The sequence below is a fragment of the Streptomyces griseoviridis genome (assembly GCF_005222485.1).
Classification (GTDB): Bacteria; Actinomycetota; Actinomycetes; order Streptomycetales; family Streptomycetaceae; genus Streptomyces; species Streptomyces hintoniae.
In genome coordinates, this window is sequence record NZ_CP029078.1 from 6,218,891 (window position 1) to 6,237,044 (window position 18,154).

The window sequence follows — 18,154 nt, forward strand, 5'->3', positions numbered from 1 at the left end:
AGGATCTGAGTGGCGCTGCCAGGGGAACGGCCCGATCGGATCGGGCAACCGGAGCAGCATACAACGACTGCGCCAGTACAACGAAACTACCATGGCTGCTCGGGCTCCCGTCCCGGCCCTCTTCCGGTGGACGGCACCCCGGGGTCTACGCTGCGTTCCGTCCAGCAGCTCAAGGAGGCGCAGGTGGCGCAGGTGCCGCAGACATTCTTCGATGCTCTCGCGGTGCGCACCTGGTGCGGTCTCGCGCTCGAGGCCCTGGGGCGGGCGCGCGAGGAGATCGACGCCATCAACGTCTACCCGGTGGCCGACGGGGACACCGGCACCAACCTCTACCTGACCATGGAGTCGGCGGTCACGGCTGTCGAGGCGGTGTTCGGCGCCCACGAGCTGGAGCCCGGTGCCCGGCAGCGGCCGACCCTCGCCGACGCCGCGCGCGCGATGGCGCACGGCGCGCTCATAGGCGCCCGCGGCAACTCGGGCACGATCCTCGCCCAGCTGCTGCGCGGCCTGGCCCAGGTGCTGGCCGCCGACGGTGAGCGGCCTCACACCGACGGCCCCGGACTCCGCCTCGCCCTCCGCCAGGGCGCCGACCGGGCCCGCGAGGCCGTCGCCCACCCCGTCGAGGGCACGGTCCTGACGGTCGCCTCGGCCGCCGCCGACGCCGCCGCGACGGCGGATGGCGGCTGCGCGGCCGTCGCCGAGGCGGCCTACCGGGGCGCCTGGGCCGCCCTCGCCGCGACCCCGGGCCAGCTCGCGGCCTTGGAGCGGGCCGGGGTGGTCGACGCGGGCGGGCGCGGCCTGGTGGCGGTGCTGGGGGCGCTGGTGGAGACGTTCACCGGGCAGGCGCCGGGCGCGGGGGGCCCGGGGACGGGCGTGCACGCGCGCGCGGACGCCGTCGAGGCACCGGACGGCCACGGCACCGGGGGGCAGGGCTCCGGGGCGCAGGGCTCCGACGGGCAGGGCTCCGGCGGGCAGGGCTCCGGCGGGCACGGTTCCGGGGGGCACGGCTCCGGGGGGCACGGTGAGGACGGGCCCGCCTTCGAGGAGTGCGGCGAGGACGGCGCCGGCCCCGACTCACCCGCCTTCGAGGTGATCTACCTGCTCGAGGCGGGCGACCGCGCCGTCGCCCGGCTGCGCACCCGGCTCGACGCCCTCGGCGACTCCCTGGTCGTGGTCGGCGGCGACGGACTGTGGAACGTCCATGTGCACGTCGACGACGCCGGAGCCGCCGTGGAGGCGGGCGTCGAGGCCGGACGCCCCTACCGCATCCGCATCACCCACTTCGGGCTCGGCGACGCCCACACCACGCACCGCCGGCCGCCCCGCGAGCGGGTCCAGCGGGCCGTCGTCGCCGTCGTGCCCGGTGAGGGCCTCGCCGGGCTGTACACCGAGGCCGGCGCCACCACCGTGCTCGCGCGCCCCGGGGAGCCGCCCGCGAGCGGCGAGCTGGTCGAGGCGGTACGGCGGGCCCACGCGCGCGAGGTCGTGCTGCTGCCCAACGACGCCGACCTGCGCCACACCGCCGCGGCCGCCGCCGAGCAGGCCCGCACCGAGGGCATCAGGGTCGCCCTCATCCCGACCCGCTCCGCCGTGCAGGGCATCGCCGCGCTCGCCGTCCACGAACCGGAACGCCGCTTCGACGAGGACGTCGTCGCGATGACCTCGGCGGCGGGCGCGACCCGGCACGCCGAGGTCGTCGTCGCCGAACGCCAGTCCTGGACGATGGCCGGCATCTGCCAGGCAGGCGACATCCTCGGCCTGATCGACGGCGACGTCGCCGTGATCGGCGAGGACGTCACCGTCACCGCAGCCGCCGTCCTCGACCGGATGCTCTCGGCCGGCGGCGAACTCGTCACCCTCGTCCTCGGCGACGAGGCACCCGAGTCGATCGCGGGACACCTCGAGACCCGGGTGCGGGAGTCCTACCTGGCCGTCGACACGATGGTGTACCGGGGCGGCCGGCAGGGCTCCCTGCTGCTCATCGGCGTGGAGTGAGAGCCGGGCCCGCGCCGGCCCGGTGAGGCGCTCACTCCCCGCCCGACTCCGCCACCACCTGCATCATCTGCTCCGCCTCCGCCCGGCGTTCCCGCGCCGTCCCGTCGTCCTGCGGGGCGTCCGCGTACGCCGCGAGCACCGCACGGGCGCGGGCCGCCGCCTCCGCGGGGCGGCTGAGGTCGGCCGCCAGCCAGCCCGCCGCGAGTTCCGCGCCGGTCCGGCTGTGCAGGGCGTCCGCACCCAGCGACGCGAAGACCGCGACCGCCTCGGTGACATGGCAGAGGGCCGCCTCGAGAGCGTCGTTGATGGAGTCGTCGTCGGCGTCCTCGGTCGCCGACCGCGCCAGCAGGTCGCCGAACTGCCGCTGCGTGTGCCCGAGTTCGGCGACCAGCCGGTCCCGGGCCCGCTCGTCGCCGCCGACGCCCTCCAGCGCCGTCGCGCACGCGTCCACCGCGCGGGACATCAACTCGCCCGCCGCGTCGGCCGCGTTGACCGCGTGCTCGGCGGGCTCGGCGCGCAGCGCGAGCCACGCGCGGGCCCGCAACGCCCGCACCAGACCGTGGACGTTGCCCAACTCCCGCCACAGCTCGCCCGCGCGCGTGTAGGCGCGGTCGGCGTCCTCGGCGAGACCCGCCTGCCCGAGCGACTCGGCGGCGAGGTGCGCGAGCGTCGCGTGGTCGTGCTGCTCAGGCCAGTGCCGGGCGATCTCGGCGGCCTGGAGCCGCCGTTCGGCCGCCGCGTGGTGCTCGCCCAGCTCGCTCAGGCAGTCCCCGAGCCACCACAGCGTCTGGACGACGGCGCCGTCGCCGTGGGTGTCGGCGCTCAGGTCGGGCAGCGCCGACTCCAGCACCTCCGCCGCCTCCGCCCACCGCTCCTGGCGCAGCAGGAACCCGCCCAGCTGGTGCCGGGCCCACGCGCCGAGGGTGCGGCCCTCGCCCGCCTCGTCGGCCCAGTGCGCCGCTTCGAGCGCGTGCTCGGCGGCCTCCGCGAACGCGGTCCTGCCGCCGAGCACCTCGGCGAGCTGGAGGTGCAGCTGCGCCCGCCCGACCGGCTCCAGTTGGGCCCCGCCGTGGTCGAGGGCGGCCCGCAGCGCCCGTTCCGCCTCGGCGGTGTCGCCCAGATGGTGCGCGAGCGACGCCAGCCTGGCCTCGTACTCCACCGCGTACCACGGCAGCCCGGCCGCCTCGAACGCCTCAGCGGCCCGCGCGAACAGCTCGGCCGCCGCCTCCAGGTCCCCGGCGTGCGCCGCCAGGTCGGCGAGCATGGCCCGCGCCTCCGCGGCCCGCGCCAGCAGCCGCACCTCGCCGCCCGCCCGCCCGTCGACCAGCGCGAGCAGCTCCCGCACGGCCGCCCCGGCGTCGGCCAGGGCGCGGCCGAGACCGTCGTCGAGGGCCGCGTCCTGGTCGCCGTCCGTGCCGTCCGCGGCCGCCGCGCTGTGTTCGGCGGCCGCCTGCACCCGCCGCATCAGGGTCCTGGCCCGCGCGATCAGCACCGACGCCGTCTGCCGCAGCCCGGTGCCGTCCTCCGCGTACAGCGCGAGGACCCGGTCGTACAGGACGGTGACGGCGGCCGTCGCCTCCTCGACCTCCCCGCCCAGGGCCCGCACGTAGGCGCCCCGCGCGCGGGCCGCGAGCGCCTCCCCGGGGTCGCCCGCCGCCGCGTACAGCTCCGCCGCCCGCTCGAACAGCTCGACGCCCTCGGGACCCAGGCCCATCGCCTCGTGGTCGACGACCTCCGCGCGGTCCCGGGCGGACAGCTCGCCGCCCCCGCCGTCGCCGTCGTCGCCCGCGTCCCGCACGTACCGTCCGACCGCCGCCCACGCCTCGACCGCGTTCGGCCGCAGCGTGTCCGACAGCCGCCGCGCCTCGGCCAGCAGCGCGGCCAGATCCTGTCCGCCGGCCCCCGCCGCCCCGGCGTCCCGCGTCGGCGCCACGGGTCCCGGGGCCGCGGGACGGGTCGCCCGCAGCCCCAGCGGCAGCCGCCGCGCCAGCGGAACCCGCGCCATCCGCGCGCGTGCCCGCTCACTCACGTGCGAGGTGCCGTTGCGCGCGTCGAACCGCGCGGCCAGCTCAAGCGCCTGACCGCGCGCGTGCCCGGCGAGGTCGAGCGCGGTCCACGACCGGCCGGGCGGGCCGGGCACCTGCCGTTCGCCCAGGCCCAGTTCGACCAGCCGGTCCATCAACAGGGCCACCACGCAATGGAAGTCCAGCGCGCTGCGCGGGTGCCCGGTGTCGGTGAAGTACGCGGGCCGCTCCGCGAGCAGTTCGAGCCCACGCGCCTCGTTGCCGGACAGCGCGCAGAACTCCACGTGGTCCGCGTACGCGGACCGCATGCTCTCCATGGACCGCACCAGGCGGACGCCCCGCAGATGGTTGGCGCGCGCCTCGTCCGCGCGGCCGAGCCGCAGCAGCGGCACAAGCGAGGTCGCGAGCACCGAGTGCGGCTCGTGCGCGCAGCTGAACTCGCCCTCCAGGACCGGCCGCCACAGGTCGAGCGCCTCCGCGTCCCGCCCCTGCTCGGCCCGCCACCAGCCCTGCTCGTGCAGCTCGCACGCGTGGCAGTCGGCCATCGTGTCCCGGTCGGCCGCCAGCCACGCGTCGTACGCCCGCTCCGCGCGCGCCAGGTCGCCCAGGTGCGCGGCGACCGTGAACTCGGCTCCGCGCACCGCCCGTTCGGAGTGGCCGGCCAGCCGGTAGCGGTGCTCCATCTCGCCGAGCCACTTCTCTATGGAGGCCAGCGGGATGTGCGGCTGGTCGAGCATGCCGGACGACATCCACTTGAAGACCCAGTGCAGCGCGTGCGTCTCGTACTCGTCGAAGTCCTCGGGCCGTTCGTCCCACATGCGCAGCAGCCGCGCGAAGGGGACGAACATCTTGTCCTTCTCGGAGCTGTAGTTGTAGACCTTCAGCTGGTGGCCGAGCGCCTCGATCACGGCGAGCGGGACGCCGAGCCGCTCCGCCGCCACGAGCAGCTCCTCCGCGCGCGCGTTGCGCGCCGGGCCCTCCGGCCGCTCCGCGTTCTTCGCCAACGCCCGCCGCAGCGCGTCGAAGTCGGCGATTCCGCTGTTTCCGTCGATGCCGCTCATCAGTGACCGTCCTCGCCGTGCGTCGCCCATTCCAGAAGCCCGATGAACGCGCGGTTCAACAGGGCGGTGTCCGCGGGCCGCAGCGGACGCTGGGCCATCAACAGCGCCTGTCCGTACAGGGACTCCGTCGCGGTGCCGATCAGTTCCCTGTCGCCCAGAGAACCGATCCTGCGGATGAGCGGGTTGAGATGGTTGAGCACCAGGCGCGCCCGGGGCGCGGTGCCGCGCAGCGAGCCCAGGATGCCCGCCCACAGGTCGTCGGCCTGCTCCTCGGCCGCCGCCCGCGCCTGCTCGTGGCGGGCCGCCCGGTCGTCCAGGTGCAGCGCGGGCACCGACAGTGGGTGGAAGGCCCGCAGCACCACGTCGCAGCCCAGCGGGTCGAGCCTCGCGCGCGCGGCGGCCAGGAAACCGGCGAGCGCCAGCTCCTCCGCCGGGTCGACGGCGTCCAGATGCGCCGTCACGGTGTCCGCGTCCAGCTCAGCGACCACCGTCCCCGGCCGCACCGAGGGCAACGCCTCGACCAGCTCGCTGTCGTACGTGTAGCCGCCGTTGACCACACCGACGCCCTGCGCGGACGCGATCGGCGCGACCTGCCGGTACTCCTCCACGCTCCGCGTGAAGTGCACCACCGGGTGCCGCTGCGCGAACTCCTCAAGGGACAGCTGCCCGTCGGTCGTCTCGAACGGCAGCCACGGCAGCATCGTCCGCAGCATCTGCGGATCGTGCCTGGCCAGCGACTTGACCCCGAGGTGGTGCACCGACAGGAACGCCGACAGCCGCTCGGGGTCGTTCGCCGCGAGCGCCGTCAGCCAGGACCTGATCCGCTCACCGAGCGCCTCCCGCACCGCCGCGAGCGTCTCGTCCTCGTACAGCGACTCGCGCGACGCGGTCGGCCGCAGACTGTCCGTGTCCAGCACACAGCGCACGAAGAACGCCCAGTCGGGCAGCAGCTGTTCGGCCCGCTCGGTCAGCAACATGCCCTTGAGGTGCACCCGGTGGGTGGCCCGCTGCGCCGGACTGACCGCCGAGGGCAGCACGTACGCCACCCCGCGCACCCCGGCGAGCGGCACGTCCAGCTCGATCGAGTCCAACGGCGTGAACCCGAACAGCTCGTGGCAGTGCCTGGCCAGCGCCACCCGCCTGCCGGCCGGGGACGGGTAGGCACGGTCCCACGGCGGCGGCAGATCCGTGACGGCCTCCTCGCCGACCCGCACGTCGTAGGGGAGCAGCGACCCGAAGTCCCGGGCCAGCGCCATGACCCGGTCGGGCGCCAGCCACTCGGCGGCCCCGGGACGCGCGGTGAGGTGCACGGTGGTGCCCGGCTCGGGCCGCGCCGCGTCCGGCAGCGTCCGCACGGTGTACGAACCGTCGTCGCTCGCCGTCCACTCCACCGGCGCCGCGTCCGGGGTGCGCGCGCTGCGGCTGACCACCCGGATCCGCTCGGCGACCACGAAACAGGCCAGCAGACCGATGCCGAACTGCCCGAGGAAGTCCGAACGCGCCTCCTGGATGCCGTCGGAGCGCTTGGAACTGCGCCCGATGGTCGCCAGCAGCGCGTGCACGTCCGACTCGGTGAGCCCGATCCCGGTGTCCTCGACCCGCAGGACGCCCGCCTCGGCGTGCAGCCGTACCCGGGCCGGGGCGTCCGGCTGCCCGGCGCGGCGGGCGGTGATCGCGTCCACGGCGTTCTGGAGCAGCTCCCGCAGATAGACCTTGGGGCTGGAGTAGAGGTGATGGGAGAGCAGGTCCACCAGACCGCGCAGGTCGACCTGGAAGGTGTGAGGTGACTGGGGTGCCTGGGATGGCTGTGAGGTCTGGGAGTCCATCGTCGCAGCGCCGGTGGGGGGAGGTTCGACGGCGCGGGGTCGGGCGGTCCCGTGTGAGGCGGTACCGCGGGGGATGGCCGGAGCGCGCCATCCTAGGGCCCGAACGAGCCGTCTGACCAGGGGTTTCGGGGGACGTATACGGCGATGTCAGTCCCGTGGTGTGCAATGGATCTCGTGCCCGCACTGGAAGAACCACTGGACCAGCCCCTGAAGTCGGTGCTCGGCCCCGCCACCGCGAAGGTGATGGCCGAGCACCTCGGCCTGCACACCGTCGGCGACCTCCTGCACCACTATCCGCGCAGATACGAGGAGCGCGGCCAGCTCACCCACCTGGCCGACCTCCCCATGGACGAGCACGCCACGGTGGTCGCCATGGTCGCCGACGCCCGGCTGCACACCTTCGCCTCGGCGAAGGCCCCGCGCGGCAAGGGACAGCGCCTCGAAGTCACCATCACGGACGGCAGTGGCCGCGTCCAGCTTGTCTTCTTCGGCAACGGCGTGCACAAGCCCCACAAGGAACTCCTGCCGGGCACCCGCGCGATGTTCGCGGGCAAGGTCTCCGTCTTCAATCGCCGGCTGCAACTGGCGCACCCGGCGTACGAGTTGCTCCGCGGCGACCCTGAAGGCCCCGAAGGCCCCGAAGGCCCCGAGAGCATCGACGGCGGCGGTGACGGCGTCGGCGGTGGCGGTCTCGGTGGCGCGGAAGGGCTCGACGCCACCGCCGGGGCGGTCGAGACCTGGGCCGGCGCCCTCATCCCGATCTACCCGGCCACCGCCAAGCTGGAGTCCTGGAAGATCGGCAAGGCGCTCCAGACGGTGCTGCCCGCCGCCCGGGACGCGATCGACCCGCTGCCCGAGTCGCTGCGCGCCGGCCGCGGGCTGCTGCCCCTGCCCGAGGCCCTGCTCAAGATCCACCGCCCGCGGACCAAGGCCGACATCGCCGACGCCCGCGCCCGCCTCAAGTGGGACGAGGCGTTCGTCCTCCAGGTCGCCCTGGCCCGCCGCAGGCACGCCGACGCCCTGCTCCCCGCCGTCCCGCGCGAACCCACCCCCGACGGCCTGCTCACCGCCTTCGACGCCCGGCTGCCCTTCACCCTCACCGACGGCCAGCTGAAGGTCTCCCGCGAGATCTTCGCCGACCTGGCCACCGCCCACCCGATGCATCGGCTGCTCCAGGGCGAGGTGGGCTCGGGCAAGACGATGGTCGCGCTGCGCGCCATGCTCGCCGTCGTCGACGCGGGCGGCCAGGCCGCGATGCTCGCCCCCACCGAGGTGCTCGCCCAGCAGCACCACCGCTCCATCACCGAGATGATGGGCGAGCTGGCCGAGGGCGGCATGCTCGGCGGCGCCGAACGGGCCACCAAGGTGGTGCTGCTCACCGGCTCGATGGGCGCGGCGGCCCGGCGCCAGGCGCTGCTCGACCTGGTCACGGGCGAGGCCGGGATCGTGATCGGCACGCACGCGCTGATCGAGGACAAGGTCCAGTTCCACGACCTCGGCCTGGTCGTCGTCGACGAACAGCACCGGTTCGGCGTCGAGCAGCGCGACGCGCTGCGCGGCAAGGGCAGGCAGCCCCCGCACCTGCTCGTCATGACGGCCACCCCGATCCCGCGCACGGTCGCCATGACGGTCTTCGGCGACCTGGAGACGTCCGTCCTCGACCAACTGCCGGCCGGCCGCTCGCCGATCGCCAGCCATGTCGTCCCGGCCGCCGACAAACCCCACTTCCTGGCGCGCGCGTGGGAGCGCGTGCGCGAGGAGGTCGCGGGCGGCCACCAGGCGTACGTGGTCTGCCCGCGCATCGGCGACGAGGACGACGACCCCAAGGGCAGGGCCAAGAAGAAGGCGGCCCCCGAGGGCGACGGGGACAAGCGGCCCCCGCTGGCCGTCCTCGAGGTCGCCGACCAGCTCGCCAAGGGCCCGCTGCACGGCCTCACGGTCGAGGTCCTGCACGGCAGGATGGCCCCGGACGACAAGGACGCCGTGATGCGCCGCTTCGCCGCGGGCGACACGGACGTCCTGGTCGCCACCACCGTCATCGAGGTCGGTGTGAACGTCCCGAACGCGACCGCGATGGTCATCATGGACGCCGACCGCTTCGGCGTCTCCCAGCTCCACCAGCTCCGGGGCCGCGTCGGCCGCGGCTCGGCACCCGGCCTCTGCCTGCTGGTCACCGAGATGCCCGAGGCGAGCCCGGCCCGCGCCCGGCTCACCTCCGTCGCCGCGACGCTCGACGGCTTCGAACTCTCCCGCATCGACCTGGAGCAGCGCCGCGAGGGCGACGTCCTCGGCCAGGCCCAGTCCGGAGCCCGCACGTCCCTGCGGATGCTGACGGTCATCGAGGACGAGGAGATCATCGCGCAGGCCCGTGAGGAGGCCACCGCCCTGGTGACGACCGACCCCGACCTGACATCCCTCCCGGGCCTGCGCACGGCGCTCGACGCCCTGCTGGACGAGGAGAGGGAGCAGTACCTGGAGAAGGGCTGAGGGGAGGGGGAGGGGGAGAGGCTGAGGTGGGCGAGGGGGACGAGGGGGAGAGGGGATGAGCGGACGGGCCGGCGGGTGGGGACTGTCGGGGTGGTCGGCGGGGGTGTCGGCGAGCGTTCGTCGGGCGCGGCGCGGGGTGCGCCGGGCCGGTGGGGGCGTTGGCCGCTGGGGTGGTGGGGGCGGGCTGGGGCGTCCGCCGAGCCGGGTGCGGGCGGTGGTCGAGGCGGCGGCGAGCGTCCGCCGGGCCGGAACATGGTCGCCGGCCAAGCGGTGGGTGTTCGCCGAGCAAGACGGGGGACGCCGTCCGCTTCGCCGCAGTCTGACCGCCCGCCGACCCGAGGCATCCCCACCGGGCCCGCGTGCTTCTGGCGGGCCCACAGCCCGCAGCGCTCCCGCGCCGGGGTCCGAAGGCGCCCCCTCGCCGGGTCCACAGCGCCTCTGCCGGGCCCGCAGCGCTCCCGCGCCGGGGTCCGGAGGCGCCCCCTCGCCGGGCCCGCAGCGCCTCTGCCGGGCCCGCAGCGCTCCCGCGCCGGGGTCCGGAGGCGCCCCCTCGCCGGGTCCACAGCGCATCCGCCGGGCCCGCAGCGCTCCCGCGCCGGGTCCAAAGGCGCCCCCTCGCCGGGCCCACAGCGCCTCTGCCAGGCCCGCAGCGCCCCCGCGCCGGGGTCCGGAGGCGCCCTCGCCGGGTCCACAGCGCATCCGCCGGCCCACGGCGCCCCCGCCCGGTCCAAGGCGGCGTCCCCGCCCGGCCCAAGGCGGCGCCCCCGTAGCCCCCAAGACACCCTCGCCGTCCCCGCCGGGCCCGAGCCGCCCTCGCTGCCCCCCCGCACCCCCTCCGTCAGCCCGCGGCCGTCCCCTCCCCCCAGCCCGTCGCCCCCGTTCGCCTGCCAGACTGGGGCTGAGCAGTCGCCCACGGACAAGGACTTCCGACATGACCCGCGTGATCGCCGGCGTGGCCGGTGGCCGGCGCCTCGCCGTTCCGCCGGGGACCGGTACCCGCCCCACCTCCGACCGCGCGCGGGAAGGACTCTTCTCCACCTGGGAGTCCCTCCTCGGCGGCCCGCTGGCGGGCGAGCGCGTCCTCGACCTGTACGCGGGCTCCGGGGCGATCGGCCTCGAAGCGCTGTCCCGGGGCGCGGGGCACACCCTGCTGGTCGAGGCCGACGCCCGCGCCGTCCGCGTCATCAAGGAGAACGTCCGGGGCATCGGCCTGCCCGGCGCCGAGGTGCGCGCGGGCAAGGCCGAGCAGGTCGTCCGCACCGGGCCTCCCGCGCGGCCCTACGACATCGTCTTCCTCGACCCCCCGTACGCCGTCTCCGACGACGATCTCCGGGAGATCCTGCTCACACTCCGCACCGGAGGCTGGCTCGCGGCGGAAGCCCTCGTCACCGTGGAGCGCAGCACCAGAGGCGGCGATTTCGGCTGGCCCGACGGCTTCGCACCACTGCGGGCCCGCCGCTACGGCGAGGGAACGTTTTGGTACGGTCACGCCGCCTCTACGTGCGACGCCGCACGATGACCGGACCGGAGAGCGAGGGATCACTAGTGCGCCGCGCCGTCTGTCCCGGGTCTTTCGACCCGATCACCAACGGACACCTCGACATCATCGCCCGCGCCTCACGCCTCTACGACGAGGTGTACGTCGCGGTGATGATCAACCAGTCCAAGAAGGGACTGTTCGAGATCGACGAGCGGATCGACCTGATCCGCGAGGTCACCGCCGAGTACGGCAACGTCGTCGTGGAGTCCTTCCACGGACTGCTCGTCGACTTCTGCAAGCAGCGCGACATCCCCGCCATCGTCAAGGGCCTGCGCGCGGTCAGCGACTTCGACTACGAACTCCAGATGGCCCAGATGAACAACGGGCTCTCCGGCGTCGAGACCCTCTTCGTGCCCACCAACCCCACCTACAGCTTCCTCTCGTCCTCCCTCGTCAAGGAGGTCGCGACCTGGGGCGGCGACGTCGCGCACCTGGTGCCGCCGCTCGTCCTGGAGGCGCTCAACACGCGTCTGCGCAAGGACTGATGGGGCTACAGTCGTCCCGTCCGTCTCCAACACCCCTGTAGAGAGTGGCGAGCACACGGTGGACGTGCAGAAGAAGCTCGACGAGATCGTCGCGGCGGTCTCCCATGCCCGAGCCATGCCCATGTCGGCGTCGTGCGTGGTCAACCGCGCCGACCTGCTCGCCCTGCTCGAAGAGGTGCGCCAGGCCCTGCCCGGCTCCCTCGCCCAGGCCCAGGAGCTGATCGGCGACCGCGAGCAGCTGGTCGAGCAGGCCCGCCAGGAGGCCGACCGGATCATCGGGCAGGCGCACGCCGAACGCGGCTCGCTGGTCTCCGACACGGAGGTCGCCCGCCGCTCCCAGAACGAGGCCGACCGCATCCTCGCCGAGGCCCGCCAGGAGGCCGAGGAGGTGCGCGCCGAGGCCGACGACTACGTCGACTCCAAGCTCGCCAACTTCGAGGTCGTCCTCACCAAGACCCTCGGCTCCGTCGGCCGCGGCCGGGAGAAGCTCCTCGGCACCGGGCCGGGCGTCGACGCGCAGGGCTACGAGGACGAGGACGCCCCCGAGCGCAGCCACGACCCGGAGACCCTGCGCCGCGACGCCGACGCCTACGTCGACGTCAAGCTGGGCGCCTTCGAGGCGGTCCTCGCCAAGACCCTGGAGGCCGTCGGGCGCGGCCGGCAGAAGCTGCACGGCCGGATCGCGAGCGACGACCTCGGCGCCCTCGCCGACGACCTCAGCTCCTTCCAGCACTCCAGCGACGCCGACTACCTCGCCGACCTCGCGGCCCTCGCCGAGCGGGACACCTCGGCCGCCGCCGGGCAGCCCGCCCAGCAGCAGCAGCCGCAGCGGCAGCAGGACTACGCCCCGACCGCCGAGGCGCAGCAGCAGGACCTGTACGGCTACCCGCAGCAGTCCGACCCCTACGCGGGCGCCGCGGGCGGCTACCCGCAGCAGGGCTACGGCCAGCAGGACCCCTACGGCTACCCGCAGCAGGCCGACCCGTACGCCGCGTACCAGGGCTACGACGGCCGGCAGGCGGCCTACGACACCCCGCAGACCCCCCAGCAGGCGCAGATCCCCGAGCAGGGGTACGCGCTCGACGAGACCAGCCTCTTCGACACCAGCATGATCAGCGCCGAGCAGCTGAGGGCGTACGAACAGGGGCGCGGTCAGTGACGAACCAGCGGATTGGGCCGACAGCGAAAGGTCCAGTACCCTGGTCCTTCGGTCGCGTGTACGTCCGTGATCAGCGCTGCCCGAGCACACCGACGGGCCGCGTCCCCTGAGCTGAGAAGATCGAAAGCAGGAATGGCCCTGAACGCCCGCCTCGACCACCGCAACCCTCTCGTGTTCGACACACACGAGCTGGGGCGGCGTCCTGGCGCGATGCAGCGCCTGACCCGCTCGATCGACGCCCCCCTGGACCTCGGCGTCCAGGGAGTCATCGGAGTGCCGGAAGGCGCCCCGGTGGAGCTCTCACTCCGGCTTGAGTCGGTCATGGAAGGGGTGCTTGTCACAGGCACCGCCCGTGCGTCGGCCAAGGGGGAGTGCGTAAGGTGTCTGGAGCCGCTGGAGCAGCAGCTCGAAGCGGACTTCCAGGAGATGTTCTCGTACCCTGACGCCGATGACCGGGGCCGCCCCAAAGCGGAACCGGCCGACGACGCCGAGGAAGACGAGGACAGGCTCTACATCGAGGACGGTCTTTTCGACCTCGAACCCGTGCTGCGTGATGCGGTGGTGCTCGCACTGCCGATGCAGCCGGTGTGCCAGGACGACTGCCCCGGCCTGTGCTCCGAGTGCGGAGCCCGGCTGGCGGACGACCCGGACCACCACCACGATGCCGTCGACATCCGTTGGGCGGCACTGCAGGGACTCGCCGGCACCATGAAGGACGGCGAGAAGGACGAGATGAGCGGCGACGCGCCCCGATCAGCACGCGCCGCCGAGAAGCAGGAGAAGTAGCCGTGGCTGTTCCGAAGCGGAAGATGTCGCGCAGCAACACGCGCCACCGCCGGTCGCAGTGGAAGGCTGCGGTCCCCACCCTGGTTGCGTGCGAGCGCTGCCACGAGCCCAAGCTGCAGCACATCGCGTGCCCGTCTTGCGGCACCTACAACAAGCGCCAGGTCCTCGAGGTCTGAGCGGCTGGTGAGAGGCACCGTGTCCACGGCGAAGAAGAATTCTCCCCGCGCGAGCGGGGTTGGCCCATCGGACAGTACGGCCTCGTCCCACACGCTTCTGGAAGGGCGGCTCGGGTACACACTTGAGTCCGCCCTTCTGGTGCGTGCGCTGACCCACCGTTCCTACGCGTACGAGAACGGCGGTCTGCCGACGAACGAGCGCCTCGAGTTCCTCGGGGACTCCGTGCTCGGACTCGTCGTCACCGACACGCTGTACACGACCCACCCCGACCTGCCCGAAGGCCAACTGGCCAAGTTGCGGGCCGCGGTGGTCAACTCGCGTGCGCTGGCGGAGGTCGGTCGCGGACTTGAACTCGGCTCCTTCATCCGGCTCGGCCGGGGCGAAGAGGGCACGGGTGGCCGGGACAAGGCGTCCATCCTCGCCGACACCCTTGAAGCGGTGATCGGCGCGGTCTATCTCGACCAGGGCCTCGACGCGGCCTCCGAACTGGTGCACCGCCTGTTCGACCCGCTGATCGAGAAGTCCTCGAACCTCGGAGCCGGCCTGGACTGGAAGACCAGTCTCCAGGAGCTCACCGCGACCGAAGGGCTCGGCGTCCCCGAGTACCTGGTCACGGAGACCGGCCCCGACCACGAGAAGACCTTCACTGCTGCCGCCCGCGTCGGAGGCGTCTCGTACGGCACCGGCACCGGCCGCAGCAAGAAGGAGGCGGAGCAGCAGGCCGCCGAGTCCGCCTGGAGGTCCATCAGGGCCGCGGCGGACGAGCGCGCCGAGGCGGCGGCCCGGCCCTCCGTCAAGGAGGCCGAAGCCGAAGCCGAGGCTGTTGCCGACGGAGCCGACGGAGCCGACGGAGTCGATGTCGACGGCGCCACCGGCAACGGGCCTTCGGCCGTCTCCGCCTGACCGGAACGAACGAACAGAGCACTCCGAGCGCCCACCCCGTCAGGGGCGGGCGCTCGGGTCGTGCGCCAGGTACGTCACGGGGGAACGCATGCCCGAGTTGCCCGAGGTCGAGGTCGTCAGGCGGGGGCTTGAGCGGTGGGTCGCCCACCGGGTCGTCGCCGACGCCGAAGTGCTCCATCCGCGGGCCGTGCGGCGGCACATCGCGGGGGGCGACGACTTCGCGCACCGGCTCAAGGGTCACAGGATCGGCGTCCCCAGCCGGCGCGGCAAGTATCTGTGGCTGCCCCTGGAGGACACGGGGCAGGCGGTCCTCGCCCACCTCGGGATGAGCGGACAGCTGCTGGTGCAGCCGCTCACCGCGCCCGCCGAGAAGCATCTGCGGATCCGGGTGCAGTTCGCCGACGCGCTCGGCACCGAGCTGCGGTTCGTCGACCAACGCACCTTCGGCGGGCTGTCGTTGCACGACACCACGCCCGACGGGCTGCCCGACGTCATCGGGCACATCGCCCGCGACCCCCTCGACCCGCTCTTCGACGACGACGCCTTCCACCAGGCGCTGCGCCGCAAGCGCAGCACCGTCAAACGGGCCCTGCTGGACCAGTCGTTGATCAGCGGGGTCGGCAACATCTACGCGGACGAGGCCCTCTGGCGCGCTCGCGTCCACTACGAACGCCCCACGGCCGGGTTCACCCGCCCGCGCACCGCCGAACTCCTGGGCCACGTACGGGACGTGATGAACGAGGCGCTCGCGGTCGGCGGCACCAGCTTCGACAGCCTGTACGTCAACGTGAACGGCGAGTCAGGCTACTTCGACCGTTCGCTCGACGCCTACGGACGTGAGGGGCTGCCGTGCAAGCGGTGCGGGACGCCGATGCTGCGGCGGCCGTGGATGAACCGCTCCAGCTACTTCTGCCCGCGCTGTCAGCGGCCGCCGCGGGCGTCGTAGCGCCGGCGGGCGGCGAGGACGTCGTCCATGCTGCCCTCCAGGAAGTGGATCAGGCCCAGCAGCCGGCCGGCGACCTCGCGGCCCAGCGGGGTCAGTTCGTAGTCCACCCGGGGCGGGTTGGTGGTCTGTGCCTCGCGGAGCACCAGTCCGTCGCGCTCCAGCGCGTGCAGGGTCTGAGACAGCATCTTCTCGCTCACGCCCGCCACCCGGCGGCGCAGCTCGTTGAAGCGCAGCGAGCCCTCGGAGAGGGCGCCGAGAACGAGGGCGCCCCAGCGGCCCGTGATGTGTTCGAGCGTGCCGCGCGAGGGGCACTCCTTCGCGAACACGTCGTACGGGAGGTTCCGCGCCGCTGGGCACTCGTCGATGCGGTTCATCCTTCAAGCGTACTTGAGCGCAGCGCTCACCGACAGGTTGCACTAACCAGAAGTTAGCGCTCGCCTGCGGTTGGCGTCGCTGAGCTGCGAGAACGCGGGTGGCGGAGAGCGGCGAGGTGGCCTGCGGCCGACCGGGGGCCTGAATCGGGACCCCCGGCGCCCGCGCGGAAGCCCTAGTAGCCGAAGTCCTGCGTCCACCACGGGCCGCCCGACCCGAACTGCACGCCGACGCCCAGCGTCTTGAAGTCGCAGTTCAGTATGTTCGCCTTGTGGCCGGGGCTGTTCATCCACGCCTCCATCACCGCCGCCGGGTCGGCCTGGCCGCGGGCTATGTTCTCGCCGCCCAGGTTGCCGATGCCCAGCTTCGCCGCCCGGTCCCACGGCGAGGCGCCGCTCGGGTCCGTGTGGTCGAAGAAGTCCTGCTCGGCCATGGCCTGGCTGAAGTCCTCGGCGAGCCCGGTGAGCGCGCTGTTCGCGGCCACCGCTGAGCAGCCGACCTTGGCGCGCTCCTCGTTCACCAGCCTGAGCACCTCCGCCTCGGCCGCCGCCTGGGTGGAGACCGCGGCCTGGGTGGGCTCCGCGGCCGGCGCCTTGGGCTCGGGGGCCCGCGTGGTGGGGGTCGGATCCGGGGCCGGCTTCTCGGAGGGGGTCGCCGACGGCTTCTTCGTCGGCGTCCTGCTGGGCGCGGGCGAGGAGGACGACGGGGCGGCCGAAGGGGACTCGGCGCGCTCCGCGTCCCGGCTGGTCGCGCCGGAGCCCGCGCGGTTCTGCGCGCTGCCCGACGTGCCGCCCTGCTCGGTCGCCGAGTTCGTCGGCGTACCGGCGGCGGCCTGCGCCTTCTGGCCGCCGCCACCGCCGCCGAGCTTGTAGTTGTCGAGGCCGGGCACCGCGCCCGTGGCCACCGCGACGGTACCGAGCGCGACGGCCGCGGAGACCCCCAGCAGACCGGTGCGCACGGGCGTCGCGACCCGCTTCTTCCGTCGGCGGTGCGCGCCGCCGGGACCGCCGTCGGGCGCGAAACCGTCCGACGGGAAGACGGTGCGGAAGTCGTCCTCGGTGGCGAAGAGGTACGCGGCACTGCGTGCCGAGGCCGCGGCCTGCTTGTCGTCGCTCAGGGGGCGACCCCCCTGCGGGCCCTCGGCGCGGGGGGCCGGTGCGTCGTGTTCGAAGTCGTGCGAGTCCAGCGGAGCGTTCCCGCCCGGGTAAGAGCCGTGTGGCGCTGTGACCCCCGTGGCGCGGCCCGTGGCGGCGCGGCCGGCGTCGGAGCGTCGGTGGCGTCCCATGTCCTTGCCTTCCTCGTCATCGCGGTCGACGCGTCCCCCCGGGTCAACCAAACTCACTCGATGGAGTGGGTTTCATATGAGATTCATTGGGTCGGGACGGTACCGCATGGCGGGGGAGGCGGATGTGTCCCGCGAGACATTGGGCCGTTAGGTTTCCTCCATGAGCGAGGATGCACGGCTGGTCGCCTGGGTGCGAGGACACGTCCAAGGTGTGGGTTTCCGCTGGTTCACCCGGGCCAAGGCCCTGGAGATCGGCGGCCTGAGTGGCTTTGCTCTCAATCTGGAGGACGGCCGGGTCCAGGTGGTCGCGGAGGGCGCCAGAAGCGGCTGCGAGGCGCTCCTCGACTGGCTCCAGGGCGATGACACGCCCGGACGCGTGGACGGCGTCACCGAGATCTGGGACACACCGCGCGGCGGCTATGACGGCTTCGCCATGCGCTGACCGAGACCGCCCCAGCGGCCGGGACCGGGTGCCCCGGCACACCGTGGGCACCCGCCGGGAACGGCGGTGACCTGGTGGTTGCCAAGAACGGGAGGAAGTGGCAGGCTCCCTGGGTACGACTGATCGAGTCAGCCCGCAGGGCCCCGAAGGAGAAGCGACGCCGCCTGTCACCGGCCGCGCGCACCGGGTCGCCCGCCAATACGGGGCGTGATCGTGTTGACCGTCAAACTTTTTGGTGAGACGCTGAAAGCCCCGCGCACCTTAGCTGTTTGGCATGGCAGAACGGCACCAAAAACTCAACAGTGCCAAGCACCGCGGGTGCGATTCCCTCACGACCCAACCGCTTCGGTCGGTCACTCATTGTGGAGGACCATCCATCATGGCAAAGGCGCTTCTCGGTTACGTCGGCGGCTCCGACCCGCGACTCCTCGCCGAGATGCGACGGCTCCAGCAGCGTGTCCAGGACCTGGAATCCGAGCTCGGACGGATCCAGGCTCAGAACGACGCACTGACGGCTGCCGCTTCTCACGACTCGCTTCTCGAGAGCATCGACGCACACCAGGCGGAGCCTGCGCTCACCTGATCACCGCATGACAGCAGTGGTCGGGCCGCCCGTGTCAACCGCTCACTCCGTCAGATCTGCAAGGGACGCTTCGGCGTCCCTTC

General features: G+C 73.5%; 15 protein-coding genes. 11 read left to right on the forward strand and 4 right to left on the reverse strand.

Annotated features, from left to right (window positions below; translation table 11 throughout):
- Positions 1–183: 183 nt before the first annotated feature.
- A complete protein-coding gene (locus DDJ31_RS27050) occupies positions 184–1,995 on the forward strand; it encodes a DAK2 domain-containing protein (protein WP_127182590.1) in 1,812 nt (603 codons plus the stop codon).
- Between the two features lie 31 nt (positions 1,996–2,026).
- On the opposite strand, the gene DDJ31_RS27055 is transcribed toward DDJ31_RS27050, so the two are convergent.
- The gene (locus DDJ31_RS27055; RefSeq protein WP_127177773.1) at positions 2,027–5,080 is read right to left on the reverse strand and encodes a tetratricopeptide repeat protein; all 3,054 of its coding nucleotides are present in this window, start codon (positions 5,078–5,080) and stop codon (positions 2,027–2,029) included.
- Entirely contained in the window at positions 5,080–6,906 is a 1,827-nt protein-coding gene (locus tag DDJ31_RS27060) for an HSP90 family protein (RefSeq protein ID WP_127177772.1), read from the reverse strand. Before DDJ31_RS27060 ends, DDJ31_RS27055 begins: the two co-directional genes overlap by 1 nt.
- Positions 6,907–7,071: 165 nt before the next feature.
- Here DDJ31_RS27060 and recG point away from each other — a divergent pair, with 165 nt between their 5' ends.
- The 8 genes from recG to mutM all read left to right on the forward strand — a co-directional run bounded on the left by recG (position 7,072) and on the right by mutM (position 15,389).
- On the forward strand, positions 7,072–9,393 hold the full coding sequence (gene recG / locus DDJ31_RS27065; RefSeq protein WP_127177771.1) for an ATP-dependent DNA helicase RecG: 2,322 nt from the start codon (positions 7,072–7,074) through the stop codon (positions 9,391–9,393).
- A gap of 55 nt (positions 9,394–9,448) precedes the next feature.
- Positions 9,449–10,912 carry a 16S rRNA (guanine(966)-N(2))-methyltransferase RsmD gene (gene rsmD, locus DDJ31_RS39715; protein ID WP_276319303.1) on the forward strand — a complete coding sequence of 488 codons (1,464 nt, stop codon included), beginning with the start codon at positions 9,449–9,451 and terminating at the stop codon, positions 10,910–10,912.
- Between the two features lie 26 nt (positions 10,913–10,938).
- Complete coding sequence (gene coaD / locus DDJ31_RS27080; protein WP_206280652.1) at positions 10,939–11,418, forward strand: pantetheine-phosphate adenylyltransferase; 480 nt, start codon at positions 10,939–10,941, stop codon at positions 11,416–11,418.
- 58 nt (positions 11,419–11,476) lie between these two features.
- Positions 11,477–12,577: a cell division initiation protein gene (locus DDJ31_RS27085; protein ID WP_127177768.1), complete on the forward strand. Its 1,101-nt coding sequence runs from the start codon at positions 11,477–11,479 to the stop codon at positions 12,575–12,577.
- 132 nt (positions 12,578–12,709) lie between these two features.
- A complete protein-coding gene (locus tag DDJ31_RS27090) occupies positions 12,710–13,363 on the forward strand; it encodes a YceD family protein (protein ID WP_127177767.1) in 654 nt (217 codons plus the stop codon).
- Between the two features lie 2 nt (positions 13,364–13,365).
- Complete coding sequence (gene rpmF / locus DDJ31_RS27095; RefSeq protein WP_007493396.1) at positions 13,366–13,539, forward strand: 50S ribosomal protein L32; 174 nt, start codon at positions 13,366–13,368, stop codon at positions 13,537–13,539.
- A 19-nt stretch (positions 13,540–13,558) separates the two neighbouring features.
- Complete coding sequence (gene rnc, locus DDJ31_RS27100; RefSeq protein ID WP_127182589.1) at positions 13,559–14,443, forward strand: ribonuclease III; 885 nt, start codon at positions 13,559–13,561, stop codon at positions 14,441–14,443.
- 88 nt (positions 14,444–14,531) lie between these two features.
- Complete coding sequence (gene mutM, locus DDJ31_RS27105) at positions 14,532–15,389, forward strand: bifunctional DNA-formamidopyrimidine glycosylase/DNA-(apurinic or apyrimidinic site) lyase (RefSeq protein ID WP_127177766.1); 858 nt, start codon at positions 14,532–14,534, stop codon at positions 15,387–15,389.
- On the opposite strand, the gene DDJ31_RS27110 is transcribed toward mutM, so the two are convergent.
- Both DDJ31_RS27110 and DDJ31_RS27115 read right to left on the reverse strand, forming a co-directional pair.
- Positions 15,365–15,763, reverse strand: coding sequence for a winged helix-turn-helix transcriptional regulator (locus DDJ31_RS27110; RefSeq protein ID WP_127177765.1), 399 nt, complete (start codon positions 15,761–15,763; stop codon positions 15,365–15,367). The genes mutM and DDJ31_RS27110 overlap by 25 nt on opposite strands.
- Positions 15,764–15,936: 173 nt before the next feature.
- Entirely contained in the window at positions 15,937–17,046 is a 1,110-nt protein-coding gene (locus tag DDJ31_RS27115) for a CAP domain-containing protein (RefSeq protein WP_127177764.1), read from the reverse strand.
- A 160-nt stretch (positions 17,047–17,206) separates the two neighbouring features.
- Between DDJ31_RS27115 and DDJ31_RS27120 the strand changes: the two genes are divergently transcribed.
- Together DDJ31_RS27120 and DDJ31_RS27125 are read left to right on the forward strand one after the other, a co-directional pair.
- Positions 17,207–17,488, forward strand: coding sequence for an acylphosphatase (locus DDJ31_RS27120; RefSeq protein ID WP_127177763.1), 282 nt, complete (start codon positions 17,207–17,209; stop codon positions 17,486–17,488).
- A 379-nt stretch (positions 17,489–17,867) separates the two neighbouring features.
- Positions 17,868–18,071, forward strand: a complete 204-nt coding sequence (locus DDJ31_RS27125; protein ID WP_127177762.1) for a hypothetical protein — start codon at positions 17,868–17,870, stop codon at positions 18,069–18,071.
- Positions 18,072–18,154 lie beyond the last annotated feature (83 nt).